Source organism: Ectopseudomonas alcaliphila, from assembly GCF_900101755.1.
Classification (GTDB): domain Bacteria; phylum Pseudomonadota; class Gammaproteobacteria; order Pseudomonadales; family Pseudomonadaceae; genus Aquipseudomonas; species Aquipseudomonas alcaliphila.
This window is the reverse complement of record NZ_FNAE01000001.1, coordinates 251,012-270,989: the sequence shown is the minus strand read 5'-3', so window position 1 is coordinate 270,989 and position 19,978 is coordinate 251,012. Positions and strand designations below refer to the sequence as shown.

The 19,978-nt window shown below is 64.3% G+C and carries 22 protein-coding genes; 17 read left to right on the top strand and 5 right to left on the bottom strand.

Features of this window, described 5'->3' with window-relative positions; translation table 11 throughout:
• The first annotated feature begins 58 nt into the window (after nucleotides 1-58).
• From cobU to BLR77_RS01190, 11 genes are all read left to right on the top strand, one after another.
• On the top strand, nucleotides 59-580 hold the full coding sequence (gene cobU / locus BLR77_RS01235; protein WP_074675085.1) for a bifunctional adenosylcobinamide kinase/adenosylcobinamide-phosphate guanylyltransferase: 522 nt from the start codon (nucleotides 59-61) through the stop codon (nucleotides 578-580).
• Nucleotides 577-1,632: a nicotinate-nucleotide--dimethylbenzimidazole phosphoribosyltransferase gene (gene cobT / locus BLR77_RS01230; protein WP_074675084.1), complete on the top strand. Its 1,056-nt coding sequence runs from the start codon at nucleotides 577-579 to the stop codon at nucleotides 1,630-1,632. The genes cobU and cobT overlap by 4 nt, the downstream gene beginning before the upstream one ends.
• Entirely contained in the window at nucleotides 1,632-2,204 is a 573-nt protein-coding gene (gene cobC / locus BLR77_RS01225; RefSeq protein WP_074675083.1) for an alpha-ribazole phosphatase family protein, read from the top strand. Before cobT ends, cobC begins: the two co-directional genes overlap by 1 nt.
• Nucleotides 2,201-2,932 (top strand): adenosylcobinamide-GDP ribazoletransferase, encoded by a 732-nt coding sequence (locus tag BLR77_RS01220; protein WP_074675082.1) that lies wholly within the window; start codon nucleotides 2,201-2,203, stop codon nucleotides 2,930-2,932. The genes cobC and BLR77_RS01220 overlap by 4 nt, the downstream gene beginning before the upstream one ends.
• Nucleotides 2,933-3,004: 72 nt before the next feature.
• Entirely contained in the window at nucleotides 3,005-3,409 is a 405-nt protein-coding gene (locus BLR77_RS01215) for a MarR family winged helix-turn-helix transcriptional regulator (protein WP_074675081.1), read from the top strand.
• Nucleotides 3,410-3,461: 52 nt separating this feature from the next.
• Nucleotides 3,462-4,667, top strand: a complete 1,206-nt coding sequence (locus BLR77_RS01210; RefSeq protein ID WP_074675080.1) for an MFS transporter — start codon at nucleotides 3,462-3,464, stop codon at nucleotides 4,665-4,667.
• The gene (locus tag BLR77_RS25785; RefSeq protein WP_274379652.1) at nucleotides 4,664-4,789 is read left to right on the top strand and encodes a hypothetical protein; all 126 of its coding nucleotides are present in this window, start codon (nucleotides 4,664-4,666) and stop codon (nucleotides 4,787-4,789) included. The genes BLR77_RS01210 and BLR77_RS25785 overlap by 4 nt, the downstream gene beginning before the upstream one ends.
• A 63-nt stretch (nucleotides 4,790-4,852) precedes the next feature.
• Nucleotides 4,853-5,404 carry a glutathione peroxidase gene (locus BLR77_RS01205; protein ID WP_074675079.1) on the top strand — a complete coding sequence of 184 codons (552 nt, stop codon included), beginning with the start codon at nucleotides 4,853-4,855 and terminating at the stop codon, nucleotides 5,402-5,404.
• Between the two features lie 346 nt (nucleotides 5,405-5,750).
• Nucleotides 5,751-6,677: an esterase/lipase family protein gene (locus tag BLR77_RS01200; protein ID WP_074675078.1), complete on the top strand. Its 927-nt coding sequence runs from the start codon at nucleotides 5,751-5,753 to the stop codon at nucleotides 6,675-6,677.
• A gap of 42 nt (nucleotides 6,678-6,719) precedes the next feature.
• The gene (locus BLR77_RS01195; RefSeq protein WP_074675077.1) at nucleotides 6,720-7,778 is read left to right on the top strand and encodes a lipase secretion chaperone; all 1,059 of its coding nucleotides are present in this window, start codon (nucleotides 6,720-6,722) and stop codon (nucleotides 7,776-7,778) included.
• A 12-nt stretch (nucleotides 7,779-7,790) separates the two neighbouring features.
• Nucleotides 7,791-9,539 carry a hybrid sensor histidine kinase/response regulator gene (locus BLR77_RS01190; RefSeq protein ID WP_074675076.1) on the top strand — a complete coding sequence of 583 codons (1,749 nt, stop codon included), beginning with the start codon at nucleotides 7,791-7,793 and terminating at the stop codon, nucleotides 9,537-9,539.
• Here BLR77_RS01190 and BLR77_RS01185 read toward each other — a convergent pair whose 3' ends face one another.
• From BLR77_RS01185 to BLR77_RS01170, 4 genes are all read right to left on the bottom strand, one after another.
• Complete coding sequence (locus BLR77_RS01185) at nucleotides 9,540-10,151, bottom strand: response regulator transcription factor (RefSeq protein WP_074675075.1); 612 nt, start codon at nucleotides 10,149-10,151, stop codon at nucleotides 9,540-9,542. It abuts the gene before it with no gap.
• Between the two features lie 63 nt (nucleotides 10,152-10,214).
• A complete protein-coding gene (locus BLR77_RS01180) occupies nucleotides 10,215-11,489 on the bottom strand; it encodes an OmpP1/FadL family transporter (protein ID WP_074675074.1) in 1,275 nt (424 codons plus the stop codon).
• Nucleotides 11,490-11,638: 149 nt separating this feature from the next.
• Nucleotides 11,639-12,118 carry a hypothetical protein gene (locus tag BLR77_RS01175; RefSeq protein ID WP_074675073.1) on the bottom strand — a complete coding sequence of 160 codons (480 nt, stop codon included), beginning with the start codon at nucleotides 12,116-12,118 and terminating at the stop codon, nucleotides 11,639-11,641.
• A gap of 199 nt (nucleotides 12,119-12,317) precedes the next feature.
• Nucleotides 12,318-13,172 (bottom strand): sulfurtransferase, encoded by an 855-nt coding sequence (locus BLR77_RS01170; protein WP_074675072.1) that lies wholly within the window; start codon nucleotides 13,170-13,172, stop codon nucleotides 12,318-12,320.
• A 332-nt stretch (nucleotides 13,173-13,504) separates the two neighbouring features.
• Here BLR77_RS01170 and gdhA point away from each other — a divergent pair, with 332 nt between their 5' ends.
• Nucleotides 13,505-14,842, top strand: a complete 1,338-nt coding sequence (gene gdhA, locus BLR77_RS01165; RefSeq protein ID WP_074675071.1) for an NADP-specific glutamate dehydrogenase — start codon at nucleotides 13,505-13,507, stop codon at nucleotides 14,840-14,842.
• 168 nt (nucleotides 14,843-15,010) lie between these two features.
• Nucleotides 15,011-15,691, top strand: a complete 681-nt coding sequence (locus BLR77_RS01160) for a spermidine synthase (protein WP_074675070.1) — start codon at nucleotides 15,011-15,013, stop codon at nucleotides 15,689-15,691.
• Nucleotides 15,692-15,841: 150 nt separating this feature from the next.
• Here BLR77_RS01160 and BLR77_RS01155 read toward each other — a convergent pair whose 3' ends face one another.
• Nucleotides 15,842-16,903 (bottom strand): SMP-30/gluconolactonase/LRE family protein, encoded by a 1,062-nt coding sequence (locus BLR77_RS01155; RefSeq protein WP_139202909.1) that lies wholly within the window; start codon nucleotides 16,901-16,903, stop codon nucleotides 15,842-15,844.
• A gap of 131 nt (nucleotides 16,904-17,034) precedes the next feature.
• Between BLR77_RS01155 and rnd the strand changes: the two genes are divergently transcribed.
• From rnd to BLR77_RS01135, 4 genes are all read left to right on the top strand, one after another.
• Nucleotides 17,035-18,168, top strand: a complete 1,134-nt coding sequence (gene rnd / locus BLR77_RS01150; protein ID WP_074675068.1) for a ribonuclease D — start codon at nucleotides 17,035-17,037, stop codon at nucleotides 18,166-18,168.
• Nucleotides 18,165-18,458 carry a YcgL domain-containing protein gene (locus tag BLR77_RS01145; protein ID WP_074675067.1) on the top strand — a complete coding sequence of 98 codons (294 nt, stop codon included), beginning with the start codon at nucleotides 18,165-18,167 and terminating at the stop codon, nucleotides 18,456-18,458. Before rnd ends, BLR77_RS01145 begins: the two co-directional genes overlap by 4 nt.
• A 3-nt stretch (nucleotides 18,459-18,461) precedes the next feature.
• Nucleotides 18,462-19,394 (top strand): D-2-hydroxyacid dehydrogenase, encoded by a 933-nt coding sequence (locus BLR77_RS01140; protein WP_074675066.1) that lies wholly within the window; start codon nucleotides 18,462-18,464, stop codon nucleotides 19,392-19,394.
• Between the two features lie 84 nt (nucleotides 19,395-19,478).
• On the top strand, nucleotides 19,479-19,928 hold the full coding sequence (locus BLR77_RS01135; protein WP_074675065.1) for a YcgN family cysteine cluster protein: 450 nt from the start codon (nucleotides 19,479-19,481) through the stop codon (nucleotides 19,926-19,928).
• Nucleotides 19,929-19,978: the final 50 nt, after the last annotated feature.

Below are 19,978 nucleotides of genomic sequence, written 5' to 3'. Positions count from 1 at the left end.
CCGTACGGTGCGCGAGCGGAGCTCGCTCCTACAAGGAGAAAAGAATGTGGATTGAAGCATGCTTGAATTGATCCTCGGCGGTGCCCGTTCCGGCAAGAGCCGGCTGGCCGAGAAACTGGCCGGAGAATCGGGGCTTGAGGTGGTGTATGTAGCCACCAGCCAGCCGCTCGATGGCGAGATGAATGAGCGCGTCGCTCAGCATCGCGCGCGGCGGCCGGCGCACTGGGCGCTGGTCGAGGAGCCGCTGGAGCTGGCCCGTGTTCTGCGCGAGCAGGCCGCGCCCGGGCGCTGCCTGCTGGTGGATTGCCTGACCCTGTGGCTGACCAACCTGCTGATGCAGGACGATCCGACCCGGCTGGCAGCCGAACGCGATGCGCTGCTCAGCTGTGTGGATGAGCTGCCAGGGCGCATCCTGCTGGTCAGCAATGAAACCGGGTTGGGCGTGGTGCCGCTGGGCGAGCTGACCCGTCGCTATGTCGATGAGGCCGGCTGGTTGCACCAGGCGCTGGCCGAGCACAGTCAGCGCGTGCTGTTCACCGTCGCTGGCTTGCCAATGGTGCTCAAGGGGGATGCGTTATGAGTCTGCAATGGTGGCAAGGACCGTGTCAGCCGCTCGATCATGTCGCGAGGGCCAAGGCGGAAAACCGTCAGCAGCAACTGACCAAACCGGCCGGCTCACTGGGCCGGCTGGAGGCACTGGCCATTCACCTGGCAGCGCTGCAAGGGCGTGAGCGGCCGAGCCTGGACAAACTGTGGATCGCCATCTTTGCCGGTGACCATGGTGTGGTGGCCGAAGGGATTTCCGCCTACCCGCAGGCGGTGACCGGGCAGATGTTGGCCAACTTCGTCAGCGGCGGTGCGGCCATCAGCGTGCTCGCGCGCCAGCTGGACGCTGCGCTGGAGGTGATCGACCTGGGCACTGCCGAACCCTTGCCGCCGCTGCCTGGCGTACGTCATCTGCAGGTTGGCGCCGGTACGCAGAACTTCGCCCGTGATCCGGCCATGACCCATGCGCAAGTGATGATCTGCCTGGAAGCTGGCCGCGACAGTATTCAGCGTGCGCGCACCGTCGGTTGCGACCTGTTCGTCGGTGGCGAGATGGGCATCGGCAACACCACGGCGGCGGCGGCACTGGCCTGCTGGCTGCTGAGTTGCCCGGCGAGCGAGCTGGCCGGCCCTGGCACTGGCCTGGACGACGCTGGCGTGGCACACAAGGCGCGGGTGATCGATGCCGCGCTGGCCTTGCACCAAGCCCGGATCGACGGGCCGTTGCAGGCGCTGATCCACCTGGGCGGCTTCGAGATCGCCGCGCTCACCGGCGCCTACCTGGCCGCTGCGCAGCAGGGGATCGCGGTGTTGGTCGATGGCTTTATCTGCAGCGTCGCGGCCTTGCTCGCGGTGCGTTTGAACCCTGCCTGCCGAAACTGGCTGCTGTTCGCCCATCACGGTGCCGAACCCGGTCATGTTCGCGTGCTGCAGGCGCTGAAGGCCGAGCCGCTGCTGGAACTCGGTTTGCGTCTGGGCGAGGGCAGCGGCGCCGCGTTGGCCGTGCCATTGCTGCGTCTGGCCTGCGCTCTGCACGGGCAGATGGCGACCTTCGCCGAGGCCGCCGTGGCCGAGAGACCGAACTGATGGTGCATCTGGAACTGCTGCGACATGGCGAGACCGAGCAGGGAGGCGGGCTGCGCGGCAGCCTGGATGATGCGCTGACCGAGCAGGGCTGGACGCAGCTGCGCAGCGCAGTGCAGGGCGCCGGCCCTTGGGATCGCCTGATCAGCTCGCCGCTGCAGCGCTGCGCGCGTTTCGCCGAAGAGGTCGCGTTGGCCAATGCGCTACCGCTGCACTACGAGGCGGGACTGCAAGAGCTGCACTTCGGTGATTGGGAGGGGCGCAGCGCCGCAGAGCTGATGGACAGCGATGCCGACGCGCTGGGCCGCTTCTGGGCCGATCCCTACGCATTCACGCCGCCCAATGGCGAGCCGTTGCTGCAGTTCGAGGCGCGTGTACTGGCTGCCACACAGCGCTTGCAGCAACGCCACGCGGGCGAGCGCCTGTTGCTGGTTACTCATGGCGGTGTGATGCGCCTGCTGCTGGCGCGCGCGCGCGGCCTGCCACGGCAGGATCTGCTGCAGGTCAACGTCGGCTACGCCCAGCGTTTTCGCCTGAGCCTGGATGCCGGCGGGAGGCTGGCGGAGTTGCCATGATTGCACTGCTGATCGCCTTGCAGTTCCTCACCCGCCTGCCGGTGAGTCTGCCGGGAATGCCGACGTCCGAGCAGGTCGGGCGCTCGTTGCTCTGGTATCCGGCTGTTGGATTGCTGCTCGGTCTGCTGCTGTGGCTCGCCCATCTGCTGCTGGGACAGACGCCAGGTGCGCTGCAGGCAGCGATCATCCTGGCGCTGTGGGTGGGGCTGAGCGGTGGCCTGCATCTGGATGGTCTGGCCGACACGGCCGACGCCTGGGTCGGCGGCTTCGGCGACCGCGAACGCACCCTGACGATCATGAAGGACCCACGCAGCGGCCCTATCGCCGTGGTGGTGCTGGTCCTACTGCTGTTGCTCAAGTTCGCCGCGCTGCTGACCCTGTTGCAGGCCGGGCAGGGCATCTACCTGTTGTTACTGCCCTGGCTGGGACGCAGCCTGCTGCCGCTGCTGCTGGCGACCACGCCCTATGTGCGCGCCGGCGGGCTGGGCCAGGCGCTGGTCGATCATCTGCCGCGCCAACAGTTACCCTGGGTGCTGGGCGTACATCTGCTGGGCATGCTGCTGTTCGGTTGGCAGGGACTGCTGGCACTGGCCTCGGCATTGCTGTTGTTCGTCTGGCTGCGCCGCGCGCTGTTGCGGCGCCTGGGCGGCACCACGGGCGATACCGCCGGTGCGCTGGTCGAGCTGGCCGAGTGTGCTGCACTGTTGGCTCTGGCATTAAGCCTCTGAAACAACTGTTATGGCGACGCGCTACGTAACTGTATGAGTGCCAATCGCTTATGCGGGTATATACCTGCATTCATGTTGCCGACCTCCTGCCTCTGTACCCAATTGCGCCGCGCCAGCCGTGGCATCACCCGCCGCTACGACGATGCCCTGGCTGTCGTCGGGTTGGGGGCTGCGCAGTTTTCCCTGCTACGCCATGTGCAGCGACTCGGGCAGCCGAGCATCTCGGTGCTGGCCGAGGCCATGGGGCTCGATCGCAGCACGCTCGGGCGTAACCTGCGGGTTCTCGAAGAACAGGGGCTCGTGCAACTGGGAGAAGGGCGCGACTTGCGCGCTCGTGAGGTACGGCTCACAGAAGCCGGCCTGCAACGCATCGAACAGGCGCTGCCGCTATGGGAACAGGTGCAGCGTGAGCTCAATGCTCGGTTGGGCGTCGATCGCCGCGCCGAGCTGATGAGGCTGCTCGAGGAACTGGCCTGATGGCCGCATCACTGCCTACACGGTCGCAGGCGACCGTACGCTGGAGATACCGATGACAACTGCATGGCGTTCAACCACCTGGCTGCTGCTGGGCGCATCGCTGATTCTGGCGCTGTCGCTTGGCACTCGCCATGGCTTCGGCCTGTTCCTGCCGCCGATGAGTGCGGAGTTCGGCTGGGGCCGTGAGGTGTTCGCCTTCGCCATCGCCCTGCAGAACCTGATCTGGGGCCTGGCGCAGCCGATCACCGGGGCGCTGGCCGACCGTTTCGGTGCGCGCAAGGCTATCGTCATCGGCGGCGTGCTCTACGTGCTGGGTCTTGTGTGCATGGGCATGGCCGACTCGCCGCTGTCGTTATCGCTGAGTGCCGGCCTGCTGATCGGTATCGGTCTGTCCGGCACGTCGTTCTCGGTGATTCTCGGCGTGGTCGGTCGCGCCGTACCGGTGGAGAAGCGCAGCATGGCCATGGGCATCGCTGCCGCGGCCGGCTCTTTCGGTCAGTTCGCCATGCTGCCCGGCACGCTCGGCCTGATCGGCTGGCTCGGCTGGTCGGCTGCGCTGCTGGCATTGGGGTTGCTGGTGGCGTTGATGATTCCGCTGGCCGTGATGATCAAGGAGACGCCGCCACCAGTGACCAATGGTCCGCAGCAGACGCTGGTCGAAGCGCTGCGCGAGGCCACCAGTCACTCCGGGTTCTGGCTGCTGGCGCTGGGCTTCTTCGTCTGTGGCTTTCAGGTGGTGTTCGTCGCCGTGCACCTGCCGGCTTATCTGGTGGATCACCACCTGCCGGCGCTGACTGGCACCACGGTGCTGGCGTTGGTGGGCCTGTTCAACATCTTCGGCACCTATATCGCCGGCTGGCTCGGTGGGCGCATGGCCAAGCCGCGCTTGCTCAGTATCCTGTACCTGTTGCGTGGGATGGTGATCACCCTGTTTCTGCTGACGCCGCTGACGCAATGGAGCGCTTACCTGTTCGGCATCGCCATGGGCCTGCTGTGGCTGTCCACCGTGCCACTGACCAACGGTACCGTGGCGACCATGTTCGGGGTGCGCAACCTGTCGATGCTCGGCGGTATCGTCTTCCTGTTCCACCAGCTCGGTTCCTTCCTCGGTGGCTGGCTGGGCGGCTATCTCTACGACACCACCGGCAGCTACGACCTGGTCTGGCAGATCTCCATCGGCCTGAGTGTGATGGCTGCAGCGCTGAACTGGCCGGTGCGTGAGGTGCCGGTGGCGCGTCTGCAGGGAGTGCCGGCTTGAGCGGCAGGGCATTGGTTTTCGCCGGCCTGACGGTGGGCCTTGGCCTCCTGTTGGCGCTGGCCTGGTGGGGCTGGCGCCAGGGTGGCCTGGCCTTGCTGCAGTTGGGGGTGGGTATCTGCTAGTTGCCTGGGGCGTGAGCTGCGAGTAGCGTGACGCTATTGCGTTATCTCTTGAGGTTCACTGTCATGTCACTGCGTCGTTTTGCTTGCTGTTTGTTGCTCTCCAGCCTGGCTTTGCCGGTGCTGGCCGCTGAGTGTCCGGCCATGCTCCAGGGCGAGCTGCCCAAATTGCGCAGCAAGGACAGCAGCGTCGATCTCTGTCAGTACGCGGGTAAGCCACTGGTGGTGGTCAATACTGCCAGCTTCTGCGGCTTCACCCCGCAGTTCAAAGGGCTCGAAGCGCTTTACCAGCGCTACAAGGGTCAGGGGTTGGAAGTGTTGGGCGTGCCGTCCGACGACTTCCGCCAGGAGGCCGACAGTAGCGAGGAAACCGCCACCGTCTGCTACGTCAACTACGGCGTGACCTTTGCCATGACCGAGCCGCAGCCGGTTTCCGGTGCCAATGCCATCCCGTTGTTCAAGGGCCTGGCCGAGCAGAGTCGCCAGCCGCGCTGGAACTTCTTCAAGTACGTGGTCGACCGCCAGGGCAAGGTGGTGGCGAGTTTCTCTAGCCTGACCAAACCCGATGATCCCGAGCTGATTGCCGCCGTAGAAAAGGCGATCGCCTCGCAACCCTGAGAACCTATTCAAAGTCTGCTGCGCGTCGGCCCTGCTGCGTCAAGGCTCGGCAAGCCGCTTGCGGCTAACGCGCTTTAGCGCGGCCCGAAGGGCGAACGAAGTGAGTACTGCTCATGTGCTACAGCACAGTCGGCCGCGACTCCGACCGTTCCTCTCCTGTTTTTGTGGGGCCGCCATCGGTATTGCATGACTCTAGCTCGCGAGACTTTGAACAGGCTCTGATTCCTCCCGCTCCACGGCCCTTCACCCATCTGGGCGATGGGCCGTGTCCGTGTGCCTGCCTAGACTGCTCAGGCGCCGGACGCAGTTCACCCGGCGTGCCCACAAGAACAATAAGGAGGCACCCATGCGTCGCGTCTATACCGCTGCTGTCGCAACATTCGCCCTGCTTGGCGCCATCGAGGCCCAGGCCAACTACACCAAGACCAAGTATCCGATCGTGCTGGTGCACGGCGTGACCGGGTTCAACACCATCGGCGGTCTGGTCAACTACTTCCATACCATTCCCTGGAACCTCGAGCGCGACGGTGCGCGGGTTCATGTCGCCAGTGTCGCTGCGTTCAACGACAGCGAGCAGCGCGGCGCCGAGCTGGCCCGGCAGATCGTGCCTTGGGCCACCGCAGGCGGTGGCAAGGTCAACCTGATCGGTCACAGCCAGGGCTCGCCGACATCACGCGTGGCCGCTTCGCTGCGCCCGGATCTGGTGGCCTCGGTCACCTCGATCAATGGCGTCAACAAGGGCTCGAAAGTGGCCGACGTGATACGTGGGGTGATTCCCCCGGGTGGCGGTATCGAAGGTGGTGCCAATGCCATCGCCAATGCACTGGGCGCGGTTATCAACCTGCTGTCCGGGGCCAGCAATCCGCAGAACGGCATCAATGCGCTGGGCACCCTGACCACTGCGGGCACCACTGCCTTGAATGGTCGCCATCCCTGGGGCGTCAACAACAGCAGCTACTGCGCCAAATCCACGGAAGTGCATAACGTGCGCGGGCACAGCATTCGCTACTACTCCTGGACAGGTAACTCGTCCTATACCAACGTGCTCGACGCGGCCGACCCATTCCTGGCCTTCACGGGGCTGGTGTTCGGCAGCGAGAAGAACGACGGCCTGGTGGGCGTGTGCTCCACCTATCTGGGGCAGGTGATCGACGACAGCTACAACATGAACCACGTCGATGCGATCAACCACCTGTTCGGCATCCGTGGCTGGACCGAGCCGGTCTCGCTGTATCGCCAGCATGCCAATCGCCTGAAGAACAAAGGCGTCTGATCCCGATGAGCGCGGCGGGGCAACTCGCCGCAGTGAGGTTGCATGTCCAAGTTCTTCAGTCTTTCCCTGGCTGCCGTGGTGCTGGCTGGCGGCCTTACCCTGTACTGGCGTTGGCCGGCAGCGGAGCCCGGGGTGCAACCTGCCGCCGCTGTCGCCATGCCGTCGCAGCAGTCGTCGATCGAGCAGGCTTCGGCTCCCGCCGCCAAGGCGCCAGCTGAGGCGCAACCGGCAATAGCCGCGACCTTGCCCAGCCTGGCCGGTACCGAGGTGGATGGCCAACTGCTGACGGACTCAGCCGGCAATCTGGTGCTGGATCTGGCGGTTCGCGATTACTTCGATTACTTCCTCAGCGCGGTCGATCGTTCCGGGCTCGATGCGGTGATCGAAGCGCTGCTGGCCGATGCCGGACGGCGTCTGCCGGAACCAGCGCTCGGGCAGTTGATCGGTTTGCTCGGCGACTACCTGGACTACAAGCGCGCGAGCATGGCGCTGATGCAGCAGCCGCTGGATGCCCGGCAGCAGGTCGAGCCGAAGGCGCAGTTGCAGGCGCTGCAGTCGGCTTTCGCGCGTCTGGACGAGCTGCGCCGCGCACATTTCTCTGCAGCTGCGCAGGAGGCGCTATTCGGCGCCGAACAGGCCTATGCCCGTTACACCCTCGATAATCTGGCCTTGCAGCAGCGTGATGACCTCGGCGAGGCGCAGCGCACGCAGCTGCTCGAACAGCTGCGTGAGCGTCTGCCCGATGCGCTGCGAGAGAGCGAGCAGCGCCAGCAATTGGCCCTGCAGCAATTGCAGCACAGTGAGCAGTTATGGCGTGATGACGCGGACGAGCAGCAGGTGCGCGAGTTCCTGGCGATGACCTATGATCCGGACACCGTGCAGCGTCTGCTGGATGAGCAGCGTCGCGAGCGCGACTGGCAGCAGCGCTACCAGGCCTATCGCAGCGAGCTGTCCAGCCTGCAAGGCCGTGGGCTGAGCGAGGCCGATGGCGAGCAATTGCAGCGCCAGCTGCGCGAGCGGCTGTTCAGCAGTGAAGACCGACACCGTGTGGAAACCTATGACGCCATCGCTGCGCAACAGCCGGAGCCGCTCGAGCCCTGAAGGGCGCCGCTCATGAGTGAGCGTCTGCTGCTGGCCCAGCAGCGCCGAGGCTATCGCTCGCTGCGTTTCGTTGCCGAGCTGGAAGCGGGCTTCACCGAGCATCGGGTGCAGCGCATTCGTCGGCGTCTGCCCCTGATCGCCCCCACTGCAGCGCTGTTCCAGCTGATCTATGCGCTGCTGGATTTTCTGCTGATGCCGCTGGCGGTCAGCTTGTCGGTGTTACCGCTGCGCCTGCTCGCCCTGGTGGTGTTGGCGCTGTCCTTTTTCTATTGCCGCCATGCCGATGCACCATCTGCCAGGGTGCCTTTGGTCTATGCCGCGGCCTACTGGGTCAACGGCGTCAGCGTCGCGCTCATCGTGCACCTGTGCTGGCAGCAGGGCGTGGCGATGCCCTATGACGGCCTGTTCCTCGTTCTGCTATTCGGTTACGCCCTGCTGGGGCTGTCGTTCCGCGCGATCAGTCTGTGCAGCTGGAGCTTCTGCCTGCTGTTCATCGGCATTGGCGTGCTGTTCGGTGAAACGGGAGGCGAACTGGCTTACCAGGGGCTGTTTCTGTTCTGCGCCAACCTGATCGGTAGCGTCGGCACCTATATGCAGGAGCACGGTCAGCGCGGCGCCTGGCTGAACCTGCGCCTGCTCGATCTGGCGCGCCAGCGAGCCGAGGCCGACGATGCGCGCAAACTGCGTCTGCTGGCGGCTGCCAGCCACGACCTGCGTCAGCCGCTCAACGCCATGGGGCTGTACGCCGAACACCTGGTGGCGCAGGGCGGTGATCAGCAGACCCGGCGCATCAGCGCGCGTCTGGCCGCATCGGTGGAGCAACTGGGGCGTTTGCTGCAATCGTTGCTCGATTACACCCGTCTGACCCTGCCCGGTGGTGTCCAGGCCAGACCGCATGCGTTCGCCCTGAGCCCATTGCTTGAACGCTTGATCGCCGAAGTGGCCCCGGAGGCGCAGCAACAGGGACTGCAACTCCAGCTGCACTGTGACGAGTGCGGGGTGTACAGCGACCCGCTGCTGCTGGAACGACTGCTGCGCAATCTGCTCAACAACGCGCTGCTACACGCGCAGGCGCAGCATCTGCATCTGAGTGTGCGGCGGGAGGGCGACGAGATCGTGCTGGAGGTGGCGGACGATGGCCGCGGTCTCAGCGAAGCAGAGCAGGCGCTGGTGTTCGAGGAGTTTCGCCAGTTGGACAATCCGGGGCGTAATGCCGAACGCGGACTCGGTCTCGGCCTGGCCATCGTGCGGCAGCTGGCCGAGGTGCTGGAGCATCCCCTGCGGCTGCATTCCCGGCCTGGCGCTGGCACGCGTTTCGTCCTGCGCCTGCCGCTGGCTGAGGTGCCGGCGCCGGCACCACGCATTGATGCTGCGCAGGCGTTGCACGGGCGCATCCTGTTGCTCGAAGACGACGCCACCGGGCGTGAAGCACTGGCCGGCTTGCTGCGTCGCTGGGGTTGTCAGGTGCAGGCCTGCGCCGACCTTGCCAGTGCCCTGCAGGCTTTGCGTCAGGAGGCGCCGCAGTTGCTGATCAGCGACTATCGGCTGGCTGAACAGGGTGACGGGTTGCAAGCCATCGAGCGACTGCGCGAGGCGGCGGGGCAGATGTTGCCGGCGTTGCTGATCACTGCCGATCTGAGCCCCGAATTGCACGAGCGCTGCCTGCCGGCGCACGTCATCCCCCTGGGCAAGCCTCTGTTGCCGGCGCGTTTGCGTCAGGTGCTGGCCACTCAGTTGCAAGCACGCCAGGCGCTCAGCTGATCACAGCCAGCCGCGCTGACGAGCGGCGCTGACGCAGGCGGTGCGGGTATGCACGGCGAAGGTTTCGAACAGCGCCTTGAGATGCGTTTTTACCGTGTCTTCGGCCAGGCCCAGCTCGCGGCTGATGGCCTTGTTCGGCAAGCCTTCTGCCAACAACTGGAGAATCTCCAGCTGCCTGGGCGTCAGCGGTGAGGAGCTGCTTGGCGCCGGCAGGGTTTCGCCGAGCAAGACGCGGGTCACCGCCTGACGCAGGGCGTTGCCATCGGAGCTCTTGGGGATGAAGCCGAGTGCGCCAGCGGTCAGCGCCGCCTGCGCCTCCAGCGCGGAATCACTGGCGCTGAGAATCGCCACCGGCGTGCTCTCGCCGCGTGCCTGCCAGCGCTGCAGCAGCTCGATGCCGGGCTCGTCAGGCAGGCGCAGGTCGAGCAGGATCAGGTCGTAGTCATGCTGACGCAGACACTGCTCTGCTTCTGCAGCGCTGTGCGCGGTGTGGATCTGCAGGTTCTGGCTCAGTGGCGACAAGGCCAGGGAGAGGCCGTCGAGGAAGATGCGGTGGTCGTCGACCAGCAGCAGGCGAAGATTGTCGGGCAGGGTGGTGCAGAGGGCAGTCATGACGTTCTCACGCGGCTTTTATTGTTGTTCTGCCGCGTGAGTTTAGCCAAGGCCGCGCCTCGATTAGAAGCGGTAGCTGAGTGAAGCGCCCAGGCCATGAGCGCTGTTCTTGTAGCGCGCACTGTAGGTGCCACGGGTAGCGCTGACGTGGTTCACGTCCACCGACTCTTCCTGCAGGTAGGAATAGGCCACGTCGATGGTCATGTCCTGGTTGGGGCTCCAGCCGGCGCCGACGCTGAAGATGGTGCGGTCACCGGAGGGCACGCGCGGCGAGCGGTCGACGTTGTTGGTCGGCGATTGGTCGATGGCGATACCGGTGCGCAGCGTCCACTGCGGGCTGACCTTGTACGACAGGCCGACCGCATGGGCCCAGGTATCGTGCCAGTTCTGCTCTTCGACGATGGTGGAGAGGTTGGCCGGCAGCGTTGCCGAGTCGTTCTCCACGCGGATTTCCTTGAAGCGGCTCCAGCGCGTCCAGGTGCTGCCGACATACAGCGTCAGCGCATCGCTCAGGTCGTGCGTGATCGACATATCCACCGACTCGGGCGTGGTCAGGTCCAGATTGGCGTCGTACTTGCCGGCGATGCCGGCCAGCGCGCCGCTACCGGAAACGCGAGTATCGCCTTCCAGTTCGTACTTCACGCGCGAATGGTAGGTCACGCCTGCGCGGGTGTTCGGGGTGAACTCGTAGAGCACACCGACATTGAAGCCGACAGCGGTGTCGTCACCCTTGACCTTCACCTTGCCGTCATTGCTACCGGGACTCAGCGGGTTGAGCGCTGAGGAGGTGAGTTCGCCTTCGATGTGGTTGAAGGTCGGGCCGAAACCCAGCGACAGCTTGTCGTTGAAGCGATAGCTCAGGGTCGGCTGCACGGTGATCACCCGCACGTAGCTCTTGTCGGCGTAGTAGCGGCCCTGGAAGCTGCTCTCGTAGTCGGTCATCAGGCCAAAGGGCACGTATACGCCCAGACCGAAGGCGACCTTGTCGTCCAGTGGCTTGACGTAGTAACCCATGGGTACGCCAGTGGTCGGAACCATATCGCCGTCGTTGCTACCCGACAGCGCCAGGGGGCCTGCGTTGGCGCTGGCGTGGCTGATATCGCTCTTGGCATGAATCGCCGCAGCACCGACATACACTTCGTCGCGCTTGAGACGGGCCATACCGGCGGGGTTGCCGAACACGGTGCTGGCGTCATCGGCGGACGATGAGCGTCCGGCGAAGGAAGTGCCCATGCCGGAAATGCTTTGTTCGTTGAGGGCGAAGCCGCTGGCGAAACCATGGCTCGAGGTGGCGGTGATGGCGACGGCAAGACCGGTCTTGAGAAGACGTTTGCTCACGGGGAAGCTCCTGTGGTGAGGCGGGGGGCGCACGCTACAGTTTTTCCTGACCCCTGCCAAGGCGCTGAAGTTCCCGAAATAGAGCGTATTGTCGGACAATTGGTTTGATAATGTATGGATTTTCTAAATTGGATTTTTTGACGATTCGGTCAGGCTACCTGGCTGACGGGCTCGATGCAGCGTTGCCAGGCAGCGAGAAAGTCATGTTGGCCCGCCTGTGGCTGAAAAACCTTGCACCAGATTCGGCCCATGGCCAGCAGGTCATCGGCAGCCGGCAGCTCCAGGTTTTCGCTTTCCACCAGTAGCCAGGCAATGGCCGTGGCGTAGCGCAAGTTGACCGTCAGCTCCATGTGCGGCGCTTCCAGAAAGGCATGCTGGCTGGCGAGGCCACGTACACGGCTGGCAAGCTCCGGGTCGAAGGCCAGATGCTGATCCCAGAGTCTCTGGTGGCTTTGTTCGCTGATGCGGTAAAGGCCGTGACCTTGCGGGGTGTCCAGCGCGCTGCCCAGTGCCGACTGACAGGCCGCAGCCCCCAGCAGCAGCGCTTCGGCCGTCGCACTATGACGTTCGAGATAGAGAAGGGTAGGGCGGATCACGTGCTGGCTGAGATCGCAGGCGGCTATTCCCATGGCATCCTCGTGGAGGGTGCCGGTGGGGCCGGGCGCGTGGCAGCTTTTCTAGTGGCTCTTCGATAAAGGCCCCACCGGGAGCGGGGTTAGCCGCTCATTTTCAAGTCTAGTGCGATATTTCAGCTGTAAAGGACTGTTTTTAAATTGATTTCAGATCTGAGTTATTGGGCATATTTCGATTGGTGCTTAAAACCATCGATCAATCACCCGTGGCTACCGGGCGCGTCGGATCGGTGATCCATTCGCTCCAGGAACCCGCATAGAGCGGTGCCAGGGGGTAACCGGCGAGGTTCATGGCGAACAGGTTGTGGCAGGCAGTGACGCCGGAGCCACAGTAGGCCACCAGGTTTTCCAGCGAGCGTTCCCCGCGCAGCTTGTCGAAGCGCTCGCGCAAGGCGGCCGGCGGAAGGAAGCGGCCATCGCCATCCAGGTTGTCGGTGAATACAGCGCATTGCGCGCCGGGAATATGCCCGGCGACCGGGTCGAGCGGCTCGACCTCGCCACGAAAGCGCGGCAGTGCACGGGCGTCGAGCAGGGTCAGATCCGGGTTGCCCAGGCGCTGGGCCAGATGATCGGCAGTCAGCAGCAGGCTGCTGTCGGGCTGCGCCGCAAAATCGCCGGGGGCGTTGCTCGGTGCCGCTGTGGTCAGTTCCTGACCGGCTTCACGCCAGGCTTTCAGTCCGCCATCGAGCAGGTACAGGCCATCACGTTTGCCCAGCCACAGCAGCAACCACCAGGCGCGTGCGGCGAAGGCGCCGGGGCCATCGTCATACAGCACCACCTGGCTGTCTGCACGCAGGCCACAGCTGCGCAGGCGTTCGACCAGGGCGCTGGGGTCTGGTAGCGGATGGCGACCGGTCATGCCCTTGACCACCGGGGCGGAGAGGTCCTGTTCGAGGTCGAGGAAATGAGCGCCCGGGATATGCCCATCAAGGTAGCTGCGACGTCCGTACGCCGGGTCTTCGAGGGCGAAGCGGCAGTCCAGTACCAGCAGATTGTCCTGTCCCAGGCGTTGTTGAAGGTGTTCCGTGCTGATCAGTTGAGCGAGTGGCATGGTGTCTCCTGTGTCGTAGCAGGGTTTGCGCCATCATACCGCCTGGCCCGCGATCCGATCCTCCATCACGCAAGAGCCTGTTCAGCTCATTCGGCAGACCTGTCGCGCCAGTGGTGAGCCTCGGTTCAAAAAACGTGATCGATATGCGTGCGCTTAAGGCCATTATTTGGTGCGTTATTGAGTCAGTCGGCTTCCGATATAGAGCCATTAAAATCTTGGCTCATGGGGTAATGCACTAAAAAGTTTCATCAAGGCGACATTTTGATCTGTTTTGGTGCCTTTGTGCCTGATAGAGTGCCGGCCACTTTATCTGCGTGGTGTCGAGGTGCCGCATGTCGTTGTCCGTCGATTCTTTCCTGGCGCGCCTGAAACAGCGCGATCCCGATCAGCCGGAATTCCACCAGGCGGTGGAGGAGGTGGTGCGCAGTCTGTGGCCCTTCCTCGAAGCCAATCCGCGTTATCGCGAGGCCGGCATTCTCGAGCGCATGGTCGAGCCGGAACGCGCCATTCTGTTTCGCGTGCCCTGGGTCGATGACCGTGGCCAGGTGCAGGTCAACCGCGGCTACCGCATCCAGATGAGCAGCGCCATCGGCCCGTACAAGGGCGGTCTGCGCTTCCACCCCTCGGTAAACCTGGGCGTGCTCAAGTTTCTCGCCTTCGAGCAGGTGTTCAAGAACTCGCTGACCTCGCTGCCCATGGGCGGCGGCAAGGGCGGTGCGGACTTCGACCCCAAGGGCAAGAGCGAAGGCGAGGTGATGCGCTTCTGCCAGTCGTTCATGACCGAACTGTACCGTCATATCGGCGCCGATCTGGACGTGCCGGCCGGCGATATCGGCGTCGGCGGTCGCGAGATCGGTTATCTGTTCGGCCAGTACAAGCGTCTGTCCAACCAGTTCACCTCGGTGCTGACCGGCAAGGGCCTGAGCTACGGTGGCAGCCTGATCCGCCCGGAAGCCACTGGCTATGGCTGCGTGTATTTCGCCGAGGAGATGCTCAAGCGTATCGACCAGGGCTTCGAGGACAAGCGTGTGGCCATTTCCGGCTCCGGCAACGTGGCCCAGTACGCGGCGCAGAAGGTGATGGAGCTGGGCGGTCGGGTGATCTCGCTGTCTGACTCGGAAGGCAGTCTGTATGCCGAGGGTGGCCTCAGCGACGAGCAGTGGCAGTACCTGATTGAGCTGAAGAACGTGCGTCGTGGTCGCTTGCGCGAGATGGCCGAGCATTACGGCCTGCAGTTTCTCGCGGGTCAGCGCCCCTGGGGCCTGGCGTGCGATATCGCGTTGCCCTGCGCGACGCAGAACGAGCTGGACGGCGAGAACGCTCGTACGTTGCTGAAGAACGGCTGCATCTGCGTGGCCGAAGGCGCCAACATGCCCTCGACTCTGGAAGCGGTGGACCTGTTCGTCGAAGCCGGCATCTGCTACGCACCGGGCAAGGCCTCCAACGCCGGTGGTGTGGCCACCAGCGGCCTGGAGATGAGCCAGAACGCCATGCGCCTGCACTGGAGCGCCGGTGAGGTGGACGAGCGTCTGCATGGCATCATGCAGAACATTCACCATGCCTGCGTGCACCACGGTGAGGAGAACGGCCGCATCAACTACGTCAAGGGCGCCAACATCGCCGGCTTCGTCAAGGTCGCCGATGCGATGCTGGCGCAAGGCGTGGTCTGAGAAACTGTTCAAAGGCTGACTTTGAACAGGCTCTGAAAGCAGCGTCGCTGTCGTCACAAGGCCCCGCGTACAAACGCGGGGCCTTGTCGTTTCTGGCGGGGCTGTGTTGCCGGACTGTTTCAGGCATGCTGCCTGCCCTCACGCTCGCTACACAGGTCTGCACTCTGCATGAAACGTTTTGTCTTGCTCGACACTGCTCCGATCCCGGGTACGACTGGTGCGCTGAACCTGTTCGAATACGGCGAAGATTTCGTTATCAAGATCGCTGGTGGGGATGGCGGGCAACTGATGAATACCCGCATGCACGGCTCGGAAGATGCCCTGGCCGCTATTCCCTGCAAGCAGATCGCCGGGCGAGCGCAGGTGCGGGTATTGATCGGCGGTCTGGGCATGGGCTTTACCCTGGCCTCGGCGCTACAGCATCTGGGCGCGGATGCCGAGGTGGAGGTGGCCGAGCTGGTGCCTGGGGTGATCGAGTGGAACCGCGGCCCGCTGGGGGCGAAGTCCGGTTATCCGTTGCATGACCCGCGTGCGGTGATCATTCAGGAGGATGTCGCCAAGGTGCTGCAGGCCGCCGAGCATTGCTACGACGCGATCATGCTGGACGTCGATAACGGTCCCGAAGGGCTGACCCAGAAGGGCAATGACTGGCTGTACAGCATGGACGGCCTGCGCCAGTGCGCCAAAGCGCTGAGACCCAAGGGCATGTTGGCGGTCTGGTCATCCAGCGCCGACCGGGCATTCTCGGAGAAGGTGCGCAAGGCGGGTTTCAAGGGTGAAGCGGTGCAGGTGTATGCCCACGGCAATCGGGGCACGCGGCATACCATCTGGATTGCCCAGAAGGTCTGAGCCTGCAGCCTTTTGATTTGGTGGGCTGAAGCCCACCCTACCGTAGGGTGGGCTTCAGCCCACCAACTTGGCGCACCACCGCGAATGACCGCTTCGCCTTTTTACGGTTATTCGCAGGTGACATCTCGTCGAAAGATCGTGGGCAGACTCTCAGTGAATCTGCAGTTTGCCGATGCGGTCGTTGTCCAGACTGCCGAAGTACAGATAGTCGCCCACCGGCTTCACCGAAGTCACCATGCGCAGGTGCGTGCCGCTGGTGTCGTGCAGGCTGCGGATGATCTCGCCGTTCTCGTTGAGGGCGATGGCGAAGCCGTAAGGGATTGCCTTCGGCCACAGCGCGCGCGGCAGTTTGGCCAGTTGTGCTTTCAGCCAGGGGTGGCGATGGAGGAAGTCGGCGTCGGCCTTGCGCGGTGTCGGCAGCGCGACCCAGAAGGTGCCGTTGCGGTCACCCTGCAGGTTGTCCGGCAGGCCTGGCAGGTTGTCGATGAAGATATCGTGCTGGCCCGCCTTGTCGCCCTTGAGCCAATAGCGGGTGATGCGGTAGCGATAGGTCTCGTTGACCAGCACGAAGTCCTCGTTCGCCGACAGGGCTACGCCGTTGGCGAAATACAGGTCTTTCAGCAATACGCGGGTTTCGCCGCTGGCCGGGTCATAGCTCAGCAGGCGGCCGTGAGGACGGGCTTCGAGCAGGTCGAGCAGGTAGTCCGGCTGTTCGAAGCGCGACGAGGCGTCGCTGAAGTAGATGGTGCCGTCGCTGGCGATGTCCAGGTCATCGGTGAAGGCGAAACGCAAGCCCTCTGCTTCGGTGGTCAGTACCGTGATCGCGCCTTGCGGGTCGATGCTCAGCAGGCCCTTGTAAGCGTCGGCGACGATCAGGTTGCCACTGGCGTCGAAGTTCATCCCCAGCGGCCGGCCGCCGGTGTCGGCGAAGGTTTCCAGGCTGTCGTCTTCCAGCACGCGAACGATGCGGCCGTCATGCAGGCCGGCATATACCCGGCCCTGAGCATCGACTGCGGTGTCTTCCGGGCCATGCACCTGGCCTCGTGCCAGCAGCTCGGCTTTCATCAGGGTGTCGTTGGGTTCCAGTGCACCCGTCATCGCCGGGGCGGGTGCCGCGTCCCAGGGCAGCGGATCGATCGGGCTGGGGGTGAGCGCCAGGTAACCAGCGGCAGCGGCCAGCAGCACGACGATCAGGGCAAGCAGTTTCTTCAGCATTGTTGTTCTTCCGTGTAGGAGGTGGTGCGCGGCACAGATTACACAGTTCCCACCATCGGCGGCAGGCCGCTGCCCCGTGCAATGGCCTGGGCATATATACTGCGCGGCATTCTAGACGGGAGAGCCGCGTGGCTAACGACATTCACTGGATTCTCGACGACGCCAGCCTGGCCGAGCATTGCGCCGCCTGGCAGGCGCTGCCCTTCGTCGCGTTGGACACCGAGTTCATGCGCGTCGACACCTTCTATCCCATCGCCGGGTTGCTGCAGGTCAGCGCTGGCGATGGTGCCTATCTGATTGACCCCCTGCGTATCAGCGACTGGCGGCCGTTCGCCGCGCTGCTCGAAGCGCCGACCGTGGTCAAGGTGCTGCATTCGTGCAGTGAAGATCTGGAAGTTTTCTTGCGCCTGACCGGCTGCCTGCCGGCGCCGCTGTTCGATACGCAATTGGCGGCCGGTTATCTCAACCTCGGCTTCTCCATGGGCTACTCGCGCCTGGTGCAAGCCTTGCTGGATATCGAGCTGCCCAAGGGCGAAACCCGCTCCGACTGGTTGCAACGGCCGCTGTCCGAACTGCAGGTGCGCTACGCCGCCGAGGACGTCTCGCATCTCGTCGAGGTGTACCGCGCCCTGATGGCCCGCCTGGCGCCGCAGAAGGTCGAGTGGATTCTGGCGGACGGTGCCGAGCTGGTCGCCAATCTCGGTCGTGAAGTCGCTCCAGAAGATGCCTGGCGCGATGCCAAGCTGGCCTGGAAACTCTCGCGTCAGCAGCAGGCCGTGCTGCGCGCGCTGTGCGCCTGGCGCGAGCGTCAGGCGCGTGCGCGCAACCAGCCACGCAATCGCATTTTGCGTGAGCATTCGTTGTGGCCGCTGGCACGTACCCAGCCGGATAATCTGGTAGCGCTGGCGCGTATCGAGGACATGCATCCGAAAACCGTGCGTCAGGACGGAGAGACGCTGCTGCAGCTGATGCGTGAGGCCGCGGCGCTGCCGCCCGAGCAGTGGCCCGAAGCCTTGCCCGAGCCGCTGCCGATCGAAGCCTCGGCGCTGCTGAAGAAGCTGCGTGCCGTCGGTCAGCGCGAGGGCGAGCGCCTGGATATCGTGCCCGAGCTGATGTTGCGCAAGAAGACCCTGGAAGCCCTGCTGAAAAGCGGCTATCCCAATGGTCCTTATCAATTGCCCGACTCCCTGCGCGGCTGGCGCCGGGAGTTGATGGGCCAGGCTCTTCTGGACTGCCTGGCCGCTGAAGGAGAATCCGCGTGAAACGCATCTGTTCCATCTACAAAAGCCCGCGCAAGAACGAGATGTATCTCTACGTGCTCAAGGCCGATGCCCTGAAGCGTGTGCCCGAAGGGCTGCTCGCTGTGTTCGGCCCGCCTGCGCACGCCTTCGATCTGGTGCTCAGCCCGGAGCGGCAGTTATCTCGGGAAGACATCGCCACCGTGCTGGAAAACCTCGAAACGCAGGGCTATCACCTGCAGATGCCGCCTCCCGAGGAGGAGTACATTCAGCATCTGCCCGACGAACTGCTGCGCCGTAACGATCCGGTGTAAACCATGCGCCTGCTGATCGCTGAAGAGGATCACGCGCTCTATGCCGAGCGCATTCGCAGCGCCCGCCCTGAACTGCAACTGGTAGCAGGCGCGCAGCTCGAACAGCTGCGTGCGGTCGCCGGCGAATGCGACCTCTGGCTGGGGCAGCCCGACCTGCTCGCGCCCTTGCTGCGCGAAGGCGCGCGCCCGCAGTGGTTGCAGTCGACCTGGGCCGGTATCACGCCGCTGCTGGCGGAAGGATTACCGCGCGATTATCGCCTGACCCGCGCCGTCGGCATCTTCGGTCAGGTGATGGCCGAATACGTGCTCGGTCATCTGCTGGCCCATGAGCGGCGCCTGTTCGCCCGGCTGGCGGCGCAGGTCGAGCAGCGTTGGGATCACAGCTTGCCGCGCAGCCTGCGTGGGCGGCGGGTGCTGGTGGTCGGTTGCGGTGATATCGGTCAGGCCGTCGCCGACTTTCTCCAGCCCTTCGGCGTGGAGCTGCGTGGCGTCGCCAGTCAGGCGCGTGAGCAGGCGCCCTTTCTCGACGTGGCGGCCATGGATCAACTGCCGCAAAGGGTCGCCTGGGCCGATTACGTGGTCAATCTGCTGCCGGACACGCCGGCAACGCGCGATCTGTACGATGCCCGGCTGCTTGCCCATTTCCGCCCGCAAGCCGTGCTGATCAATGCCGGACGCGGCGTCGCCGTGGTCGATGCCGATCTGGTCGCCGCGCTTGAGCGCAACCAGTTGGCCGGCGCGGTGATCGATGTCTGTCGCGAAGAGCCGCTGCCGCCCGGTCATGCGTTCTGGAACGCACCGCGTCTGCTGCTCACTGGCCACAGCTCGGCGCCCACCGACCCGCTGCTGATGAGCGAGCTGTTCATCGACAACCTGGCGCGCTGGCAAAGCGGGGAGGCGTTGCGTGGTGAAGTGGATTTCGCCCGCGGTTACTGATGCCGTTGGGCCAGGGCAGCTTGGCCCTGCGTGCCGCCCAAGCTAGACTGCCGCGCTTTTTCCGCCTGAGTCCATACTGCTGCCATGGCCGCCGATCTCGAACCCTTCTGGAAACGCAAGACCCTCGCCCAGCTCGATCAGGGGGAGTGGGAGTCGTTGTGCGACGGTTGTGGCCTGTGCTGTCTGCAGAAGCTCGAGGACGAGGACGATGGTGCCGTCTACTACACGCGCATCGCCTGCAAATTGCTGGACCTGCAGACCTGTCGCTGCAGCGACTATCCCAACCGGGTCAAGCATGTGCCTGACTGCATTCAGCTCACCCCGGCGCAGGCCGACCAGTTCCAGTGGTTGCCGCCGACCTGTGCTTACCGCCTGGTCAGCGAAGGCAAGGACCTGCCACATTGGCATCATCTGGTCAGCGGCGACCCGGATGCCGTGCACGCCGAGCGAGTTTCTCAATCGGGACGTATGCTCAGTGAGAACAGCGTGGCCGAAGACGACTGGGAAGATCATCTGATTTTCCGCGCGGGTTGATTGCTGCGCGGCTTCGTGGCAAATCTGTCCCCCGTTCATGGAATTTGCCC

Coding starts and splice junctions, on each gene's coding strand:
- cobU (WP_074675085.1), top strand. CDS start 59: ATGCTTGAATTGATCCTCGGCGGTGCCCGTTCCGGCAAGAGCCGGCTG.
- cobT (WP_074675084.1), top strand. CDS start 577: ATGAGTCTGCAATGGTGGCAAGGACCGTGTCAGCCGCTCGATCATGTC.
- cobC (WP_074675083.1), top strand. CDS start 1,632: ATGGTGCATCTGGAACTGCTGCGACATGGCGAGACCGAGCAGGGAGGC.
- BLR77_RS01220 (WP_074675082.1), top strand. CDS start 2,201: ATGATTGCACTGCTGATCGCCTTGCAGTTCCTCACCCGCCTGCCGGTG.
- BLR77_RS01215 (WP_074675081.1), top strand. CDS start 3,005: ATGTTGCCGACCTCCTGCCTCTGTACCCAATTGCGCCGCGCCAGCCGT.
- BLR77_RS01210 (WP_074675080.1), top strand. CDS start 3,462: ATGACAACTGCATGGCGTTCAACCACCTGGCTGCTGCTGGGCGCATCG.
- BLR77_RS01205 (WP_074675079.1), top strand. CDS start 4,853: ATGTCACTGCGTCGTTTTGCTTGCTGTTTGTTGCTCTCCAGCCTGGCT.
- BLR77_RS01200 (WP_074675078.1), top strand. CDS start 5,751: ATGCGTCGCGTCTATACCGCTGCTGTCGCAACATTCGCCCTGCTTGGC.
- BLR77_RS01195 (WP_074675077.1), top strand. CDS start 6,720: ATGTCCAAGTTCTTCAGTCTTTCCCTGGCTGCCGTGGTGCTGGCTGGC.
- BLR77_RS01190 (WP_074675076.1), top strand. CDS start 7,791: ATGAGTGAGCGTCTGCTGCTGGCCCAGCAGCGCCGAGGCTATCGCTCG.
- BLR77_RS01185 (WP_074675075.1), bottom strand. CDS start 10,151: ATGACTGCCCTCTGCACCACCCTGCCCGACAATCTTCGCCTGCTGCTG.
- BLR77_RS01175 (WP_074675073.1), bottom strand. CDS start 12,118: ATGGGAATAGCCGCCTGCGATCTCAGCCAGCACGTGATCCGCCCTACC.
- BLR77_RS01170 (WP_074675072.1), bottom strand. CDS start 13,172: ATGCCACTCGCTCAACTGATCAGCACGGAACACCTTCAACAACGCCTG.
- gdhA (WP_074675071.1), top strand. CDS start 13,505: ATGTCGTTGTCCGTCGATTCTTTCCTGGCGCGCCTGAAACAGCGCGAT.
- BLR77_RS01160 (WP_074675070.1), top strand. CDS start 15,011: ATGAAACGTTTTGTCTTGCTCGACACTGCTCCGATCCCGGGTACGACT.
- BLR77_RS01140 (WP_074675066.1), top strand. CDS start 18,462: ATGCGCCTGCTGATCGCTGAAGAGGATCACGCGCTCTATGCCGAGCGC.
- BLR77_RS01135 (WP_074675065.1), top strand. CDS start 19,479: ATGGCCGCCGATCTCGAACCCTTCTGGAAACGCAAGACCCTCGCCCAG.